Consider the following 16639-nt stretch of genomic DNA (forward strand, 5'->3'; position numbering starts at 1 on the left):
GGTCTAATCCAGCTCGATCACGTCATCGCCTGCGCGGGCGGCTCCCGCCGAGGGCACGAAATCCCGATCGATGACGGCGCTGACGATCGTAATCGGTGCGCCCGACCGAAGCCCCATCAGGTTCCTGACCTTGAAGCCGCCGTCGATGCTGATGGCCTTGTAGGATCCGACAATCTGCTCGACGGCGTCGGCTTTTCCGAACGGCAGCAGCAGCCGTTCGTAGGAAACATCCCTGCCGTCGGAATCCTGAACGGTCGAAATCGCGTAGGCCGGACGCCGGTGCGAAAGGCAGGCGCGGTAGGACGGCAGCACGCGCGCATAACGGTCTGGCCCGATCGCATCATCGAGATAGCTGTTATGGAGATTGTCGGATCTGGCACTCTTGTTGCCGTAAGCCGCGGCAAGCTGCGAGCCGTTCTGCGTGATCAGGAATCGGACGCCGTCACCGCTGCCTACGACGTCCAGTCCCATCATGTCGGGAAGCTCATCGGCGAAGGCTTCAGGCCGGAAGTCCGCGAGCAGGGGCAAGCCGCCGCGCTTGCGCGCGGCGCGGAGCCAGGCGTTGAGGAACACCCGCTGCCTGATCGACCGGATCACGGAGGGGTTGCTGCTGACAAATTGCATCGGCGCGGTCAGCCGAATTCGAGCATGTCGCGCGGCGCGATGCGGCCCGGCGAACGATGGAAGAGATCGCGGTCGATGATGGTGCGCAGTTTCGGTACCGGGAGCGTGTCGTTGCCGCGCATCAGGTTCTTGATCTCGAACCCGCCGTCTTCGCAGATCGTTTTCAGGGAAGCGATGATGTGGTTGACGCGACCTTCCTGCGCGAACGGCAGCAGCAGCCGCTCGTAGTTGACGATGCGCCCGTAGATGTCGTCGATCTGCGAGATCGTGTAGGCCGGCAGGCCGCGCGCGATGCATTCGTGATAGACCGGCATCACGATCGGCGCGAGCCGCGCGCCGAGATACTCGTCGAGATAGCGTCCCTTGCCGGTGTGGCCATAGGCACTCGACATCCGCGTGCCGTCGCTGTCGATGATCAGGCGCGGCGGCATCTCTTCGGAATGAACGGTGTAGTAGACGAGATCCGGAAGCTCGTCCTCGATGCGAGCCGGATTGTATTCGCCAATGGCGGGCAGCTTCTGCTCGCGGGCATAAAGCCGCAGCCAGGTATTGAGTAAGTCCCGCTGCCTGATCGATTTGACGACCGTCGGGTTGGCGCTCTCAAACTGCACGGCCATGAAATCCGTTCTGGAAACGAACGCCAAAGCTTCGGCCGGAGGCACAAATTTTCTATGAAGGATGCGGAAACCGGCAAAATACCGTTAATGGCTGCTTTCCGGCGCGCGGAACAGCGCGTCGGTATTCGACTAATGGCGGAGCCCGCAGCGACCCACAGGAGCACAGCTTTCCGCCTTGCCTAAACGGCTCAGATAGCGGCATATTCCGCCGCCGGAGGGGTAGGTCCCGGGACGGTCCAAGACGTCCGGGAGAACCTGCCGGGTAACTAAAATCGGCCGTGCGCGCTGGGACGCCGCAACAGGCTGACGGGGGAAATTTGTTTGGCTGATGAGTTCATTCTCGAAACCAACGGACTGACCAAGGAGTTCGCGGGGTTCTTTGCCGTACGCGATGTCTCGCTCAGGGTTCGCCGGGGTTCCATTCATGCGTTGATCGGTCCCAACGGGGCCGGCAAGACGACGTGCTTCAACCTCCTGACCAAGTTTCTACAGCCGACGGCGGGAAACATCCTCTACAAGGGACAGGACATCACGGCGATGAAGCCGGCCGATGTGGCGCGGCTGGGCCTCGTTCGTTCGTTCCAGATTTCGGCGGTGTTTCCGCATCTAACGGCGCTGGAAAATGTGCGGGTGGCGCTACAGCGCCAGCACGGCCATTCGTTCGATTTCTGGCGCTCCAAATCGATCCTCGATCGCTTCAACCCGCGCGCCCATGAACTGCTGAACGACGTCGGTCTGAGCGAGTTCGCCAACATTCCGGCGGTCGAGATGCCCTATGGCCGCAAGCGCGCGCTTGAGATCGCCACCACGCTCGCGCTCGACCCGGAGATGATGCTGCTGGACGAGCCGATGGCCGGCATGGGCCACGAGGACATCGACAAGATCCAGGCGCTGATCAAGCGCATCTCGGCGAAGCACACCATTCTGATGGTCGAGCATAATCTCTCCGTGGTCGCCAACCTCTCCGACATCATCACCGTGCTGACGCGCGGGCAGGTGCTTGCGGAAGGCAACTACGCCAACCTCTCCAAGGACGAGCGCGTCAAGGAAGCCTATCTGGGAGCCGGTCATGCCTGAGGTGAAAACGGCCGGGGCGCAGGCTGCCGGCGGGCAGGTGCTGTCCGTCTCCAACCTCGAGGCCTGGTATGGCGAATCGCACATCCTTCACGGCATCAATTTCGACGTGAGTGCCGGCGAGGTCGTGACCCTGCTCGGCCGCAACGGCGCCGGCAAGACCACGACGCTGAAATCGGTGATGGGGATCATCGGCAAGCGCAGCGGCTCGATCGTGTTCGACGGCAAGAATATCGCGCGCGCTACGTCGGACCAGATCGCTCGCATGGGCGTGGCGTTTTGCCCCGAGGAGCGCGGCATTTTCGCCAGTCTCGACGTTCGCGAAAACCTGTTGTTGCCGCCGGTGGTGCGCGCCGGAGGGCTGACGCTCGATCAGATCTTCGACCTGTTTCCAAACCTGAAAGAGCGCCTCAACAGCCAGGGCACAAAACTGTCCGGCGGCGAGCAGCAGATGCTGGCGATCGCGCGCATCCTGCGCACCGGCGCGCGCTTCTTGATGCTGGATGAGCCGACCGAAGGGCTCGCGCCCGTCATCATCCAGCAGATCGGCCACACCATCGCGCGGCTGAAGAAGGAAGGTTTCACCATCCTGCTGGTGGAGCAGAATTTCCGGTTCGCCTCCACGGTTGCGGACCGCTACTACATCGTCGAGCACGGCAAGGTGATCGACGGTTTTGCCAACTCGGAATTGTCCGCCAACATGGACAAGCTCCACACCTATCTCGGCGTCTGAAATACCGGAAAATGCATTTAGTCTAGTTTCAGGGAGCAACGATGAAACAGCAACTCTCCGCTCTTCTCCTCGGCACCGCGCTGGCGCTCGGCTCGGGCACCGCCGCTTTTGCGCAGGACAAGAACGTCAAGATCGGCGTGCTGACCGACAATTCCGGCCTCTATTCCGACCTCGGCGGCGCCGGCTCGACGCTCGCCGCGCAGATGGCCGTGGAAGATTCCGGCCTTGCCGCCAAGGGCTGGAAGGTCGATGTGATCTCGGCCGACCACCAGAACAAGCCCGACATTGCCACCAACATCGGGCGGCAATGGATCGATGTCGAGAAAGTCGACATCTTCATGGATGTCTTGAACTCCGGCGTGGCGCTGGCGACCAACAATCTGGTCAAGGAAAAGAATGTGGTCATGATCAACACCGGCGCGGCGACGTCGGATCTGACCAATGCGCAGTGCTCGCCGAATACCATCCACTGGGTCTACGATACCTATATGCTCGCCAACTCCACCGGCCAGGCGCTGGTGAAGGCAGGCGGCAACACCTGGTACTTCCTCACGGCCGACTACGCCTTTGGCCATGCGCTGGAGCGCGATACGTCCGCGGTGGTGACGAAGGCCGGCGGCAAGGTGATCGGCGCCGTGCGGCACCCGCTGAACACGGCGGACTTCTCCTCGTTCCTGCTACAGGCGCAGGCCTCGAAAGCCAAGATCATCGGCATGTCGAATGCCGGCGGCGATACCACCAACACCATCAAGCAGGCGTCCGAGTTCGGCATCGTCGCGGGCGGGCAGAAGCTCGCCGGTCTCTTGCTGTTCATCACCGACGTCCACTCGCTCGGCCTGAAGGTGGCGCAGGGCCTGAACTTCACCGAGACCTTCTACTGGGACCTCAACGACGACACGCGCGCCTTCTCCAAGCGTTTTTCCGAGCGCATGAAGAACAAGGCGATGCCGTCGATGGTGCAGGCCGGCGTCTATTCGGGCCTGCTGCATTACTTCAAGGCGCTGGAAGCGATGGGCGGCAATCCGCATGACGGCGCCAAGGTGGTGGCCAAGATGAAGGAGATGCCGACGGACGACAAACTGTTCGGCAAGGGCACGATCCGCGCCGACGGCCGCAAGTTGCATCCGGCCTATTTGTTCGAGGTCAAGAAGCCCGAGGAATCCAAGGGCCCGTGGGACTATTACAAGCTGGTCGGAACCACCCCGGCAGACCAGGCGTTCCGGCCGCTTTCGGAAAGCGCCTGCGCGCTGGTAAAGAAGTAAGAGAAACCCGCCGGCGCGGCATCTGCGTGCGCCGGCGGATTTTCATCTCCCGCGTGAGGCGGGATCAGTTGCGAAAGATCGATCGATGCAAGCTCTCTACGCGCAGCTTCTGGTGGGACTGATCAACGGCTCGTTCTACGCGCTGCTCAGCCTCGGGCTCGCCGTCATCTTCGGCATGCTCAATATCATCAATTTCGCCCATGGTGCGCTCTACATGATGGGCGCGTTCTGCGCCTACTTCCTGCTCGACCTCGCCGGCATCGGCTACTGGTGGGCGCTGATCATCGCGCCGATCGCGGTCGGCATTTTCGGCATGATCCTGGAGCGGACCATGCTGCAATGGCTCTCCGGGCTCGACCACCTCTACGGCCTGCTGCTCACCTTCGGCATCGCGCTGATCGTGCAGGGCATCTTCCAGAATTATTTTGGCTCCTCGGGCCTGCCTTACGCGATTCCCGACTATCCCAAGATATTCGGCTTCAACGGGCTGCAAGGCGGCATGAATCTCGGCTTCATGTTCCTGCCGATCTACCGCGGCTGGGTGGTGGTGTTCTCGCTGGTCGTCTGCCTTGCCACCTGGTACCTGATCGAGAAAACGCAGCTCGGCGCTTACTTGCGCGCCGCCACCGAAAATCCGACGCTGGTGCGCGCCTTCGGCATCAACGTCCCGCGCATGATCACGCTGACCTATGGTCTTGGCGTTGGCCTCGCAGCGCTTGCCGGCGTGCTGTCGGCGCCGATCAACCAGGTCCGGCCGCTGATGGGCGCCGACCTCATCATCGTGGTGTTCGCGGTGGTCGTGATCGGCGGCATGGGCTCGATCATGGGCTCGATCATCACCGGCTTTGCGCTCGGAGTGATCGAGGGACTTACAAAATACTTTTATCCCGAGGCCTCCAACACCGTGGTGTTCGTGCTGATGGTGCTGGTGCTGCTGGTGAAGCCAACGGGACTGACGGGACGGGCGGCCTGACATGAGCGCATTGACCGACGATACACTGCCTGCGAACCCGCGCGCGATGCGCGAGGAGATGATCGTGTTCGCCGCCATGGCGGTACTGCTGGCGGCCGTGCCGCTGAGCGGCATCTATCCGTTCTTCGTCATGCAGGCGCTGTGCTTTGCGCTGCTGGCCTGCGCCTTCAATTTGCTGATCGGCTATGGCGGCCTGCTGTCGTTTGGACACGCGATGTTCCTGGGGAGCGCCGGCTATTTCACCGCGCATGCCCTGAAGGAATGGCATCTGGCGCCCGAACTGGCCATCATCGTCGGCGTCGCGGGCGCTGCGGTGCTCGCCGTCATCACCGGTTACATCTCGATCCGCCGCCAGGGTATCTATTTCTCGATGATCACGCTGGCGCTGTCGCAGCTACTCTACTTCATCTATCTGCAAGCGCCGTTCACCCACGGCGAAGACGGCATCCAGGGCATTCCGCAAGGCTATCTGTTCGGCTTCATCAACCTCTCCAGGCCGACGGTGCTTTATTACGTCGTGCTCGCCGGGTTCCTTGGCGGCTTCCTGCTGATCTACCGCACCATCAACTCGCCGTTCGGCGAGGTGCTGAAATCGATCCGCGAGAACGAGCAGCGCGCGATTTCGCTCGGCTACAAGACCGACCAGTACAAGCTGCTCGCCTTCATCCTGTCCGGCACGCTCGCCGGCTTTGCAGGCTCGCTGAAAGTGTTCGTGGCGCAGAATGCCTCGCTCACCGACGTGCACTGGACGATGTCGGGCGAGATCGTGCTGATGACGCTGGTCGGCGGCCTCGGCACCATCTTCGGTCCGGTGGTCGGCGCCTTCATCATCATCGCCATGCAGCAATATCTCGCCGGGTTCGGCCAGTGGGTGCTGGTGATTCAGGGCGTGATCTTCGTGGCCTGCGTGCTGGCGTTCCGGCGGGGTATCGTCGGCGAGATCGCCCATTATTTCCGCCGGTCCCTGTAAGTAGCTGATTTTCTGAACGTTTTAGAAAATGGTGGATGGCCGGATTCCGGCCGTCGGCGGCTGGGCTTTTCCCTCGAAATCAGTCTATGACAGTTTTGTGACGGGGCGCTCGCGGCCCGGCCCCAACACTGGAATTGACCCATGCTGCTGCGCTGGTTTCGTGCCTTTCTGCCGCGGGAAGAGCGGTTCTTTGACCTGTTCGCGCGCCACGCCGAGGCGGTCCTGCAAGGCGCCAAGGCCTTACAGGGCATGATGCGCGGCGGCGACGAGACGCTGGTGTATTGCCAGCGCGTCAGCCAGTTCGAGAATGAGGCCGACGGCATCACCCGCGAAGTGCTCACAGCGGTGCGGCGAACCTTCATCACCCCGTTCGACCGCGGCGACATCAAGAACCTGATCGGCGCGATGGACGATGCCATCGACCAGATGCAGCAGACCGCCAAGGCCGTGCTCCTGTTCGAGGTCCATTCGTTCGAGCCGCCGATGCGCGAGATCGCGCAGTTGCTGGTCGAATGCGCCGAGCTGGTGGGGCGCGCGCTGCCGCTGCTGCAATCGATCGGCAGCAACGTCACCGAACTGACGCTGATCACTGAAGAGATCGGCAAGCTCGAGGGCCGGGTCGACGACCTCCACGACATCGGGCTGAAGGAATTGTTCCTCAAGCACCGCGACGCCAACACAATGGATTTCGTGGTGGGTGCGGAAATCTACAAGCACCTGGAAAAGGTCTCGGACCGTTTCGACGACGTCGCCAACGAGATCAACTCGATCGTGATCGAACAGGTTTAGGGCAGGGACCCGTGGACGCCACGCTCGGTCTTCCTATCCTGATCGGACTGATCGCGGTTGCGCTGCTGTTCGATTTCCTGAACGGCCTGCACGATGCCGCCAATTCGATCGCGACCATCGTCTCGACCCGCGTGCTGCGGCCGCAATATGCGGTGTTCTGGGCGGCCTTCTTCAATTTCATCGCGTTCCTGTTTTTCGGCCTGCATGTCGCCAACACCATCGGTAAGGGGATCATCGAGCCCGACATCGTCGACGCTGCAGTGATCTTTGCCGCGCTGATCGGCGCCATCGTCTGGAACCTGATCACCTGGGGGCTCGGCATTCCCTCGTCGAGCTCGCACGCGCTGATCGGGGGGCTGGTCGGTGCGGGCGTTGCAAAGGTCGGCATATCGGCGGTGGTCTGGAGCGGCCTGTCCAAGACGCTGCTTGCGATCGTGCTGTCGCCGCTGGTCGGCTTCCTGCTGGCGCTGGTGCTGGTGGCGATCGTCTCATGGCTGTCGATGCGTTCGACGCCGTTTGCGGTGGATCGCGCCTTCCGCATCCTGCAATTCGCCTCGGCCTCGCTCTATTCGCTCGGCCATGGCGGCAACGATGCGCAGAAGACCATGGGCATCATCGCCGTGCTGCTCTATTCGCAAGGCTATCTCGGCACGGAGTTCTCTATTCCGTTCTGGGTGGTGATCTCCTGCCAGGCTGCGATGGGGCTGGGCACGCTGATGGGCGGCTGGCGCATCGTGCGCACGATGGGGCTGCGCATCACCAAGCTTACCCCGATGCAGGGGTTTTGCGCCGAAACCGGCGGGGCCATCACGCTGTTCATGGCGACCTATCTCGGCGTGCCCGTGTCCACCACCCACACCATCACCGGCGCCATTGTCGGCGTCGGCGCGGCGCGGCGGGTCTCCGCAGTGCGCTGGAACGTCGCAAGCTCGATCGTCTATGCCTGGGTGATCACGATCCCGGCGTCGGCGATCATCGCTGCGGCGAGTTATGGGGTCGTGCTGCTGCTGCGCTGATCAGGTGACGAGTTTCAACCCGACGATGCCGGATACGATCAGCCCGATACAGGCGAGGCGGGCGACGGTAGCGGGGTCGCCGAACAGGACGATGCCGAGGATGGCGGTTCCGACCGCGCCGATGCCGGTCCAGACCGCGTAGGCGGTTCCGATCGGCAGCGTTTTGAGCGCCAATCCCAACAGGACGATGCTGCCGGCCATGCTGATCAGTGTCAGCACGGATGGCACCAGCCGCGAAAATCCTTCGGTGTATTTGAGGCCGATGGCCCAGCCGACTTCCAGAAGACCGGCTACGAACAGAATTGACCACGCCACGACAAACCCTTCCGATAAGGCAGGGTCGTCCCCGCGGATGATAGGTCAAAGGGGAGGCCGTCCTCCCCAAGCGCGATGACTTGTCATCGCGCTTTATCTCCTTGTCTGAGCATGATCTTTTCCGAAAACCGGTTCCCACTTTTCGGGATCACGCTCGTCGGATATGGGGGCGGCTGCCTCTGGGTGCAACCGGCGAGAATCGCCCTTGATCGCGCCCGTTTTCCCTGCCAAACGCTCGGCCCATGTCCGACATTGCTCTTTCTGCCGAGTCGCTACCTGCGTCGCCGCTAGCCCATGAAGTGGCGCGTCGCCGCACGTTTGCGATCATCTCGCACCCGGACGCCGGCAAGACCACGCTGACCGAAAAGCTCCTGCTGTTCGGCGGCGCGATCAATCTGGCCGGGCAGGTCAAGGCCAAGGGCGAGCGGCGCAACACCCGCTCCGACTGGATGAAGATCGAGCGCGAGCGCGGCATCTCCGTCGTCACCTCGGTGATGACGTTCGAGTTCAATGACCTCGTGTTCAACCTTTTGGATACGCCGGGCCACGAGGATTTTTCGGAAGATACCTACCGCACGCTGACGGCGGTGGATTCCGCCGTCATGGTGATCGACGCGGCCAAGGGCATCGAGGCGCGCACCCGAAAGCTGTTCGAGGTCTGCCGTCTCCGCGACATCCCGATCATCACCTTCATCAACAAGATGGACCGCGAGAGCCGCGACACCTTTGAGCTGCTCGACGAAATCGAGAAGACGCTGGCGCTCGACACCACGCCGATGACCTGGCCGGTCGGCCGCGGCCGCGATTTCCTCGGCACCTACGACGTCCGCAACGGCGGCGTGCGCCTGCTCGAGGGCGGCGGCGCCAAGACCGGCGCGACCGAGCAGATCGACATTGCCGATCTCGGCAAGCGCAACGCCAATCTCGACGTCGCCCACGTCAAGGACGAACTCGAACTGGTGTCGGAAGCCTGCAAGCCGTTCGAGCTCGAAGCCTTCCGCGAGGGCCATTTGACGCCGGTCTACTTTGGCAGCGCGCTGCGCAATTTTGGCGTCGGGGATCTCCTGGAAGGTCTGGGCCAGTTCGCGCCGCCGCCGCGCGCGCAGGATTCCGATCTGCGCAAGGTCGAGGCGGCGGAAGCGCGCATGAGCGCCTTCGTGTTCAAGATCCAGGCCAACATGGATCCGAACCATCGCGATCGCATCGCCTTTGCAAGGCTTTGCTCCGGAAAGCTCAGCCGCGGCATGAAGGCCAAGCTGGTGCGCACCGGTAAGAACATGAGCCTGTCGAGCCCGCAATTCTTCTTCGCCCAGGACCGGTCGGTCGCGGACGAGGCCTTTGCCGGCGACGTCGTCGGCATTCCCAACCACGGCACGCTGCGGATCGGCGACACGCTGACCGAGGGCGAGGATTTGACCTTCGTCGGCGTGCCGAGCTTTGCGCCGGAAATCGTCCGCCGCGTGCGGCTGACCGATGCGATGAAGGCCAAGAAGTTGAAAGAGGCCTTGCAGCAGATGTCAGAAGAGGGCGTCGTGCAGGTGTTCCGGCCGCGCGACGGTGCGCCGGCCCTCGTCGGCGTGGTCGGCCCGCTCCAGCTCGACGTGCTGAAGGCACGGCTGGATGCGGAATATTCGCTGCCGGTGGAATTCGAAGTGTCGGAATTCTCGCTCGCGCGCTGGATTTCGTCCGACGACCGCAAGAAGCTGGAGGCGTTCATCGCCGCCAATGGCTCGGGTATTGCCGACGACGTCGACGGCGATCCGGTGTTCATGGCGAAGAACGAGTTCTACCTCGGCTATACGAAGGAACGGGCCGAGGGGATCGAGTTCTCGTCGGTGAAGGATGTGAAGAAGAAGGGCGCGGCTTAGGATCAGGGCGGGTTTTACCCGTATCTGGTGCCACATCCTCATTCGTCGTCCCCCCGCGGAGGCGGGGGACCCAGTACGCCGCGGTCCTTCCGCAACTCACTGACGTCTCTGGAATACTGGATCGCCTGCGCGGGCGATGACGGCGATGGATTGCGGAACTCGCGAGCGCGCGGAAGTGAATGCGCCGGGCTTGATGGAGGCCGGGACGCGCCTCATCTTTTGGGGATGATGCGCCGCGTTCTCTTGCTTCTGGTTTTCGTCGGTATGGCCGCGCTTGCCGGCCAGGCCGGCGCGCAGCAGCACCCGCTCGAGGCCGCGCCGTTTTCGCATTCGCCCTGCAGCGTGCTCGACGGCCAGCCCTGTACGCCGTCCTTTTGCAGCATCTTCAACAACGGGCCGTGCGTTCCCGAGATCGACTACCCCTACGGCCAGAACCTGCAGCTCACGGTCCAGACCGTGCCGTCCGAGAAAGACGCCGCAAAATACAAGAAGCCGGATCATGACCTCAATAACATCGGCGATCTCTTCGCCGCGTTGCGCTCGTGCTGGACGCCGCCGCCGGCCGACAATGCGCGCGAGGGCATGCAGATGTCGGTGCGTTTCAGCTTCAAGCGCTCGGGTCAGATCATCGCCAAGCCGCAACTGACCTTTGCCACGGCCGGCGTGCCGGCGGAGACGCGTACAACCTATCTGAACGCCATCAATGCCTCGCTCAATGCGTGCATGCCGCTGAAATTTACCGACGGGCTCGGCGGTGCGCTGGCCGGCCGGCCGATCGCGATCCGCTATGTCGACAATCGCGACCTTGGAAAGTCATCGCAGAACCAGACGCCCGCACCGCGCTGAGCGCATTGCCTCCGGCGCGCCAAAAATGATAGGCGATTGGGCGGGAAAAAGCGCCAAGGGAGGACAGGGGTGGGACTGACGGTGATGATCCTGGGGCTGATCCTGTTCCTCGGCGTCCATACGCTGACGACCCAGCGCGCGGCGCGGGCGAAGGTGATCGCCTCGACGGGCGAGGGCGGCTACAAGATCGGCTATTCGCTGGCCTCCGCAGCAGGGCTTGCGCTGATCGTCTGGGGTTTTGCCAACTACCGCGCCACCGGCTGGATCAATGTCTGGTATCCGCCGACCGCCATGAAGCATATCACGGTGGCCCTGATGCTGCCGGCGGTGATCCTGGTAGTGGCCGCCTACATCCGCGGCCGCATCTACACCACGCTGAAGCATCCGATGCTGGCAGGCATCAAATTGTGGGCGGCAGCGCATCTGCTCGCCAACGGCGATCTCGGCTCCATCATCCTGTTCGGCTCGTTCCTGGCCTGGGCGGTGTTCGACCGCATCACGCTGAAGCGCCGCACCGATGGCGGCGGGCCGCCGATCCCCGTCGGCGGGCCCGGCAATGACCTGATCGCGGTCGCGGTCGGCGTCATCGCCTATCTCGCACTTGCCTTCGCGTTCCATCCGGTCGTGATCGGCGTGCCTGTCGTTGGAGCGTAAGAAATGTCAGTTCAATCGGCCATCAGGCGCAAGACCGCGCCGGATATCCTCGCTCGCAAGGGCGGCGATCCCATCGTCATGCTGACCTCCTATCACGCGCACACGGCGGCGCTGGTCGACCGCTACTGCGACGTGATTTTGGTCGGCGACTCCCTCGGCAATGTCATGCACGGGCTCGAGACCACCGTGCCGGTCACGCTCGAGATGATGATCTTGCAGGGACGCGCGGTGATGCGCGGATCGCAGCATGCGCTTGTCGTCGTCGACATGCCGTTCGGCTCGTATGAGGCTTCCAAGGAACAGGCGTTTCATTCCGCGGTGCGGATCCTCAAGGAAACCCATTGCGGCGCGGTGAAGCTCGAGGGCGGCGAGCGGATGGCGGAGACGGTCGCGTTCCTGTCCGAGCGCGGCATTCCCGTGATGGGCCATGTTGGGCTGACGCCGCAATCGATCAACACGCTCGGCTCGTTCCGCGCGCAGGGGCGCGAAGAGGGCAGTTGGGAGCCGATCGAGAAGGATGCGCGAGCGATTTCCGACGCGGGCGCGTTCTCGGTCGTGATCGAGGCGGTGGCCGAACCGCTGGCACGCAAGATCACGCAGGAGATCGCCATTCCCACCATCGGCATCGGCGCGAGCGCGGCCTGTGACGGCCAGGTGCTGGTGCTGGAGGACATGCTCGGCCTGTCGCCGCGCACGCCAAAATTCGTGCGGCGCTATGGCGACCTTGGACCCGCGATCGAAGCCGCGGTAAAGGGCTATGCCGACGATGTGCGCGCCCGCGCGTTTCCGGGGCCGGAGCATGTTTATGGCATGAAGACAAAAGCCTGAGGGCGGGGCAATGGACTGGTCGAAGCATTCAATCCCGGCGATGCGGCTGGAGGCGCGGTTCGGCGACCGGCTGGTGCCGGCCTTTTGCGAGCGGCCGAAAAGCATCTGGGCGATGATTGCGGAAGCGGCCGCGAAGAATCCGGATGGCGAGGCTCTGGTGTGCGGCGATCGTCGCATGAGCTGGCGCGAGGCGGTGGCGCAATCGGCAAGGATTGCGGCCGGTTTTCAGAAGCTGGGACTGCAAAGCGGCGACCGGCTCGCGGTGCTGCTCGGCAACCGCATCGAATTTGTGCTGACGATGTTTGCCGCGGCGCATGCCGGGCTGGTGACGGTGCTGCTCTCGACCCGCCAGCAGAAGCCGGAGATTGCCTATGTGCTGACGAATTGCGGCGCCAAGGCCCTGGTGCACGAGGCCGCGCTGGCCGAGCGGTTGCCGGATGCGGGCGACGTTCCCGATCTCGTGCGCCGGATTGCCGTCGATGACGATCCGCGCGTCTCGCAATTTGGCGGGCTGCTCGACCATGCCGCAGCCAGCCCCGCTGAGGTCGGCGAAGAGGATACCGCGATGATCCTCTACACCTCCGGCACGACGGGCAAGCCGAAGGGCGCGATGCTGGCGCATTGCAACGTCATCCATTCCTCCGCCGTGTTTGTTTCCTGCCTGAAGCTGACGGCGGCGGATCGCTCGATCGCCGCGGTACCGCTCGGCCATGTCACCGGCGTGGTCGCCAATGTCATGACCATGGTGTGCTGCGGCGGCGCGTTGATCATCATGCCCGAGTTCAAGGCAGCCGAATATCTGAGGGTCGCCGCGCGCGAGCGTGTCACCTACACGGTGATGGTGCCGGCGATGTATAATCTCTGCCTGCTCCAGCCGGATTTCGACAGCTACGATCTCTCGAGTTGGCGCATCGGCGGTTTTGGCGGCGCGCCGATGCCGATCGCCACGATCGAGAAACTCGCAGTGAAAATTCCGGGATTGCAGCTCGCCAATTGCTATGGTGCGACCGAGACGACCTCACCCTCGACCATGATGCCTGCCCAGTTCGTCGCATCCCACATCGACAGCGTCGGCCTGCCGTGCCCGGGCGCTGATATCATCGCGGTCGATAGCGAGGGCAGGGAACTGCCGCGCGGCGAGATCGGCGAAATCTGGATCCGGTCCGCCTCTGTCATCAAGGGCTACTGGAACAATCCGAAAGCGACCGCGGAAAGCTTTACCGGCGGCTTCTGGCATTCCGGCGATCTCGGCTCGATCGATGCCGACAATTTCGTGCGCGTGTTCGATCGGCAGAAGGACATGATCAACCGCGGGGGCTTGAAGATCTATTCGGCCGAGGTGGAATCGGTGCTGGCGGGCCACCCTGATGTGGTCGAGAGCGCGATCATCGCAAAGCCGTGCCCGGTGCTGGGCGAGCGCGTGCATGCGGTGGTAGTGACGCGCAACGGGGTGGCCGGCGAAGTGCTGCGCGCCTGGTGTGCGGAGCGGCTGTCGGATTACAAGGTGCCGGAGACGATGCAGATCACCGCCGAGCCGCTGCCGCGCAACGCCAACGGCAAGGTGATCAAGCGGCAGTTGCGCGAGGCGTTTGCGGCGGGGTCTTAGTCTCAGTACCGTCATCCTGAGGCGCACGCGTAAGCGTGCCTCGAAGGATAGACGGCCCGCCTGTGGCCGATTCCATCCTTCGAGGCCCGCGCTTCGCGCGGGCACCTCAGGATGACGGATAAGAATTCGCGCGTGGGCTACAGCTTCGGCGCGGCGCCCTTTGGCAGGGCGCTGCTACCCTGCGTCGCGGCCAGCGCTTCGCTATCGATCGCCGCAGCGCTGATCACGCGCTTGACGTCGAGCAGGGTGAACTCTGCGGTGCCGACCCGGTCGGACGCCGTACCTGGCGTGAAATGGGCGCTCAGCACGCCGTCGCAATTGGCGCCCTTGGCGTCATCGAGCAAGCTGTTCAGCGTCCTGTCCTTTGCCAGCGCCCGCTTGACGACGGCGACGCAGCTGCCGCGCCCGGTGCTGGTGGCATTGAGTTTCAGCGCCATCTTCGGATCGAGCGGCCTGGCGATGGCTTCGACCGCCGCCGGCTCCTTGTACTTGCCGCCCACCGAGACGATGCTCTTGCCGCGATAGACGTAATACAAATGCTGGTCGCCGACGATCGTCGGTACGCCGTATTTGTCCATCACCTGCTTGACCATCTCGGCGATCGACGGCTGCTGGTCCTTTGCGAAGGTCAGGTTGCGCACGACGAAGTAGGCGCGGTTGGCACTGGCAGGCGAAGAAAAATTGGCCGACAGCGCTTCGCCGGTCTTTGCGCCGGCAGGCGCACTGAAGTTCAGCGCGCTGATGTAGCTGGTGGCGCCGAACTTCTGCTGCTGGATGTCGGTTCTGGTGTCGGTGCGGCCCTTGAACGCGGCATCGAAGATGGCGCGGGCCGAGTCGGCGGTGGCCTCTTCCGAAACGCCGAGAATGTCTGGGCGAAGTTTTCCCGCGAAGGCACTGTCAGGCGTCTTTGCCTGGATGCTTTGGGCTTGCGAAGCTGTGGGCAGGGCAGCCGGAAGAGCAACCGAAATCGCAATCAGGACGCGGCGAAGCATGAATCACCTGCAAAACGAACGAAGGACAACGGACCGGAATACGCCAAATCTTGATCCTCGCTGTCAACGCTGCGGGCCGTTTGTCACAGGCCGGATTCGCGCTAACCCCCGCTATTAATCATCTCCGGGTAACACCTTGATTGGGCTGGCTTTGCCTTGCCACCGCCATATCGATAGGGTAACGCCGCCGCGAGACCCGGGCCGGGCGTGTGGCGCCGCCCATTTTTAACGGGCCTTACCGGGGTATGGGATAGCCTTAAGTGTCTGAATTATTTGATGAAGTAGACGAGGATGTACGTCGCGAACAGCTCAAGAAGCTGTGGGACAAGTATTCGCTCTACATCGTCGCCTTGGCCCTGCTGATCGTTGCGGGGGTCGGCGGCTGGCGCGGCTATGAGTACCTCGAGGCCAAGAAGGCCGCGGAGGCCGGCGCCCTCTTCGACAAGGCCGTGGAACTCTCCGACGCCAACAAGCACGCCGAAGCGGAAGCAGCCTTTGCCGACCTCGCCGCCAAGGCGCCGCGCGGATATCGCATCCTGGCCCGGCTGCGCACGGCGGCGGAAGCCGCCCACCGCGACAAGCAGGCCGCGGCAAAAATGTACGACGACATCGCCGCCGACTCGAGTGTCGGCGCGCCCGAGCGCGATCTTGCGCGGATCCGCGCCGCGCAATTGCTGCTGGAGACCACACCCTATCCGAACATGCTACAGCGGCTTGAGCCGGCCACCGCCAAGGACGCGACCTTCCGCCATACCGCGCGCGAACTCCTGGCCCTGTCGGCCTGGCGCGCCAACGATACCGCGGCGACGCGGCAGTGGCTGGACGTGATTGCCAATGATGGCGAGTCGCCGCCGGCCTTGCGCTCGCGCGCGGAAGCGCTGCAAGCGTTGCTGCCGCCGGTTGCGAAAAGCTGACGGCGGGCTGAGCGGGGCATGACCATGCGCGGATCGAAAAACCTGATCGTCCTGACCGTGCTCGCTGCGCTTTCCGGCGCGGTGGCCGGTTGCAGCACGGCCAATTTCGATCCGACCGACATGCTCGACTTCCTCGACACCAAGAAGAAGCTTCCGGGCGAACGCAAGCCGGTCTTCCCCGAAGGCGTGCCGGGCCTCGAGCAGGGCGTGCCAAAGGATCTCTACAAAGGCGCGCGCCAGCAGCAGATCGACGAGCAGAACGCGGCGGCAGCCGCGGCGGCCGCTCCGCCGCCGGAGCCGCCCCCCGGTGCGAAATCGAAGGGCAGGACCAAGCAGGCTGCCGCGCCCGCTGCGGCACCAGATCCCGACGCCGCGCCCGCCGACGACGAGAACAGCGTCGCCGCGGCGCCCCCGCCGCCCAAGCCGGCAAAGATTGTACGCCGCCGCACTACCGCGCCGCCGCCCGATTCGGCTCCGCAGGCGCAGCCGGCGCAGCAGCAATCCGCATTCCCCGCGCCGATGCCGAGCGGCAGTTTCCAGCGCTGAATTTCGCTGCCG

The 16639-nt window shown here is 63.5% G+C and carries 18 protein-coding genes; 14 read left to right on the forward strand and 4 right to left on the reverse strand.

Features of this window, described 5'->3' with window-relative positions; translation table 11 throughout:
- Positions 1-3: 3 nt before the first annotated feature.
- Positions 4-624, reverse strand: a complete 621-nt coding sequence (locus JQ628_RS12550; protein ID WP_212222877.1) for a hypothetical protein — start codon at positions 622-624, stop codon at positions 4-6.
- Positions 625-632: 8 nt separating this feature from the next.
- Positions 633-1241, reverse strand: coding sequence for a PAS domain-containing protein (locus tag JQ628_RS12555; protein ID WP_212222878.1), 609 nt, complete (start codon positions 1239-1241; stop codon positions 633-635).
- A gap of 321 nt (positions 1242-1562) precedes the next feature.
- Here JQ628_RS12555 and JQ628_RS12560 point away from each other — a divergent pair, with 321 nt between their 5' ends.
- The 7 genes from JQ628_RS12560 to JQ628_RS12590 all read left to right on the forward strand — a co-directional run bounded on the left by JQ628_RS12560 (position 1563) and on the right by JQ628_RS12590 (position 8058).
- On the forward strand, positions 1563-2318 hold the full coding sequence (locus tag JQ628_RS12560) for an ABC transporter ATP-binding protein (protein ID WP_212222879.1): 756 nt from the start codon (positions 1563-1565) through the stop codon (positions 2316-2318).
- On the forward strand, positions 2311-3048 hold the full coding sequence (locus JQ628_RS12565) for an ABC transporter ATP-binding protein (protein ID WP_212222880.1): 738 nt from the start codon (positions 2311-2313) through the stop codon (positions 3046-3048). The genes JQ628_RS12560 and JQ628_RS12565 overlap by 8 nt, the downstream gene beginning before the upstream one ends.
- Before the next feature lie 41 nt (positions 3049-3089).
- Positions 3090-4310, forward strand: coding sequence for an ABC transporter substrate-binding protein (locus JQ628_RS12570; RefSeq protein ID WP_212222881.1), 1221 nt, complete (start codon positions 3090-3092; stop codon positions 4308-4310).
- Positions 4311-4395: 85 nt separating this feature from the next.
- Complete coding sequence (locus JQ628_RS12575) at positions 4396-5283, forward strand: branched-chain amino acid ABC transporter permease (RefSeq protein WP_212222882.1); 888 nt, start codon at positions 4396-4398, stop codon at positions 5281-5283.
- A 1-nt stretch (position 5284) separates the two neighbouring features.
- On the forward strand, positions 5285-6253 hold the full coding sequence (locus JQ628_RS12580; RefSeq protein WP_212222883.1) for a branched-chain amino acid ABC transporter permease: 969 nt from the start codon (positions 5285-5287) through the stop codon (positions 6251-6253).
- Between the two features lie 144 nt (positions 6254-6397).
- The gene (locus JQ628_RS12585) at positions 6398-7042 is read left to right on the forward strand and encodes a DUF47 domain-containing protein (RefSeq protein ID WP_212223149.1); all 645 of its coding nucleotides are present in this window, start codon (positions 6398-6400) and stop codon (positions 7040-7042) included.
- 11 nt (positions 7043-7053) lie between these two features.
- Positions 7054-8058, forward strand: a complete 1005-nt coding sequence (locus tag JQ628_RS12590; protein ID WP_212222884.1) for an inorganic phosphate transporter — start codon at positions 7054-7056, stop codon at positions 8056-8058.
- Here JQ628_RS12590 and sugE read toward each other — a convergent pair whose 3' ends face one another.
- A complete protein-coding gene (gene sugE / locus JQ628_RS12595; protein ID WP_212222885.1) occupies positions 8059-8373 on the reverse strand; it encodes a quaternary ammonium compound efflux SMR transporter SugE in 315 nt (104 codons plus the stop codon). It abuts the gene before it with no gap.
- Between the two features lie 242 nt (positions 8374-8615).
- Between sugE and JQ628_RS12600 the strand changes: the two genes are divergently transcribed.
- From JQ628_RS12600 to JQ628_RS12620, 5 genes are all read left to right on the forward strand, one after another.
- A complete protein-coding gene (locus tag JQ628_RS12600) occupies positions 8616-10241 on the forward strand; it encodes a peptide chain release factor 3 (RefSeq protein ID WP_212222886.1) in 1626 nt (541 codons plus the stop codon).
- Between the two features lie 228 nt (positions 10242-10469).
- Complete coding sequence (locus JQ628_RS12605; RefSeq protein WP_212222887.1) at positions 10470-11087, forward strand: hypothetical protein; 618 nt, start codon at positions 10470-10472, stop codon at positions 11085-11087.
- A 69-nt stretch (positions 11088-11156) separates the two neighbouring features.
- Positions 11157-11741 carry an NnrU family protein gene (locus JQ628_RS12610; RefSeq protein ID WP_212222888.1) on the forward strand — a complete coding sequence of 195 codons (585 nt, stop codon included), beginning with the start codon at positions 11157-11159 and terminating at the stop codon, positions 11739-11741.
- Between the two features lie 3 nt (positions 11742-11744).
- Positions 11745-12569 carry a 3-methyl-2-oxobutanoate hydroxymethyltransferase gene (gene panB / locus JQ628_RS12615; protein WP_212222889.1) on the forward strand — a complete coding sequence of 275 codons (825 nt, stop codon included), beginning with the start codon at positions 11745-11747 and terminating at the stop codon, positions 12567-12569.
- Positions 12570-12579: 10 nt separating this feature from the next.
- Positions 12580-14175: a class I adenylate-forming enzyme family protein gene (locus tag JQ628_RS12620; RefSeq protein WP_212222890.1), complete on the forward strand. Its 1596-nt coding sequence runs from the start codon at positions 12580-12582 to the stop codon at positions 14173-14175.
- Between the two features lie 137 nt (positions 14176-14312).
- On the opposite strand, the gene JQ628_RS12625 is transcribed toward JQ628_RS12620, so the two are convergent.
- On the reverse strand, positions 14313-15167 hold the full coding sequence (locus JQ628_RS12625; protein WP_212222891.1) for a hypothetical protein: 855 nt from the start codon (positions 15165-15167) through the stop codon (positions 14313-14315).
- A 260-nt stretch (positions 15168-15427) separates the two neighbouring features.
- Here JQ628_RS12625 and JQ628_RS12630 point away from each other — a divergent pair, with 260 nt between their 5' ends.
- Together JQ628_RS12630 and JQ628_RS12635 are read left to right on the forward strand one after the other, a co-directional pair.
- Positions 15428-16081: a tetratricopeptide repeat protein gene (locus tag JQ628_RS12630; protein WP_212222892.1), complete on the forward strand. Its 654-nt coding sequence runs from the start codon at positions 15428-15430 to the stop codon at positions 16079-16081.
- 24 nt (positions 16082-16105) lie between these two features.
- Positions 16106-16627, forward strand: a complete 522-nt coding sequence (locus JQ628_RS12635) for a hypothetical protein (RefSeq protein WP_212223150.1) — start codon at positions 16106-16108, stop codon at positions 16625-16627.
- The last annotated feature ends 12 nt before the right edge of the window (positions 16628-16639 follow it).

It is taken from the genome of Bradyrhizobium lablabi (assembly GCF_018129385.1).
In the GTDB taxonomy this organism is placed as follows: Bacteria; Pseudomonadota; Alphaproteobacteria; order Rhizobiales; family Xanthobacteraceae; genus Bradyrhizobium; species Bradyrhizobium lablabi_C.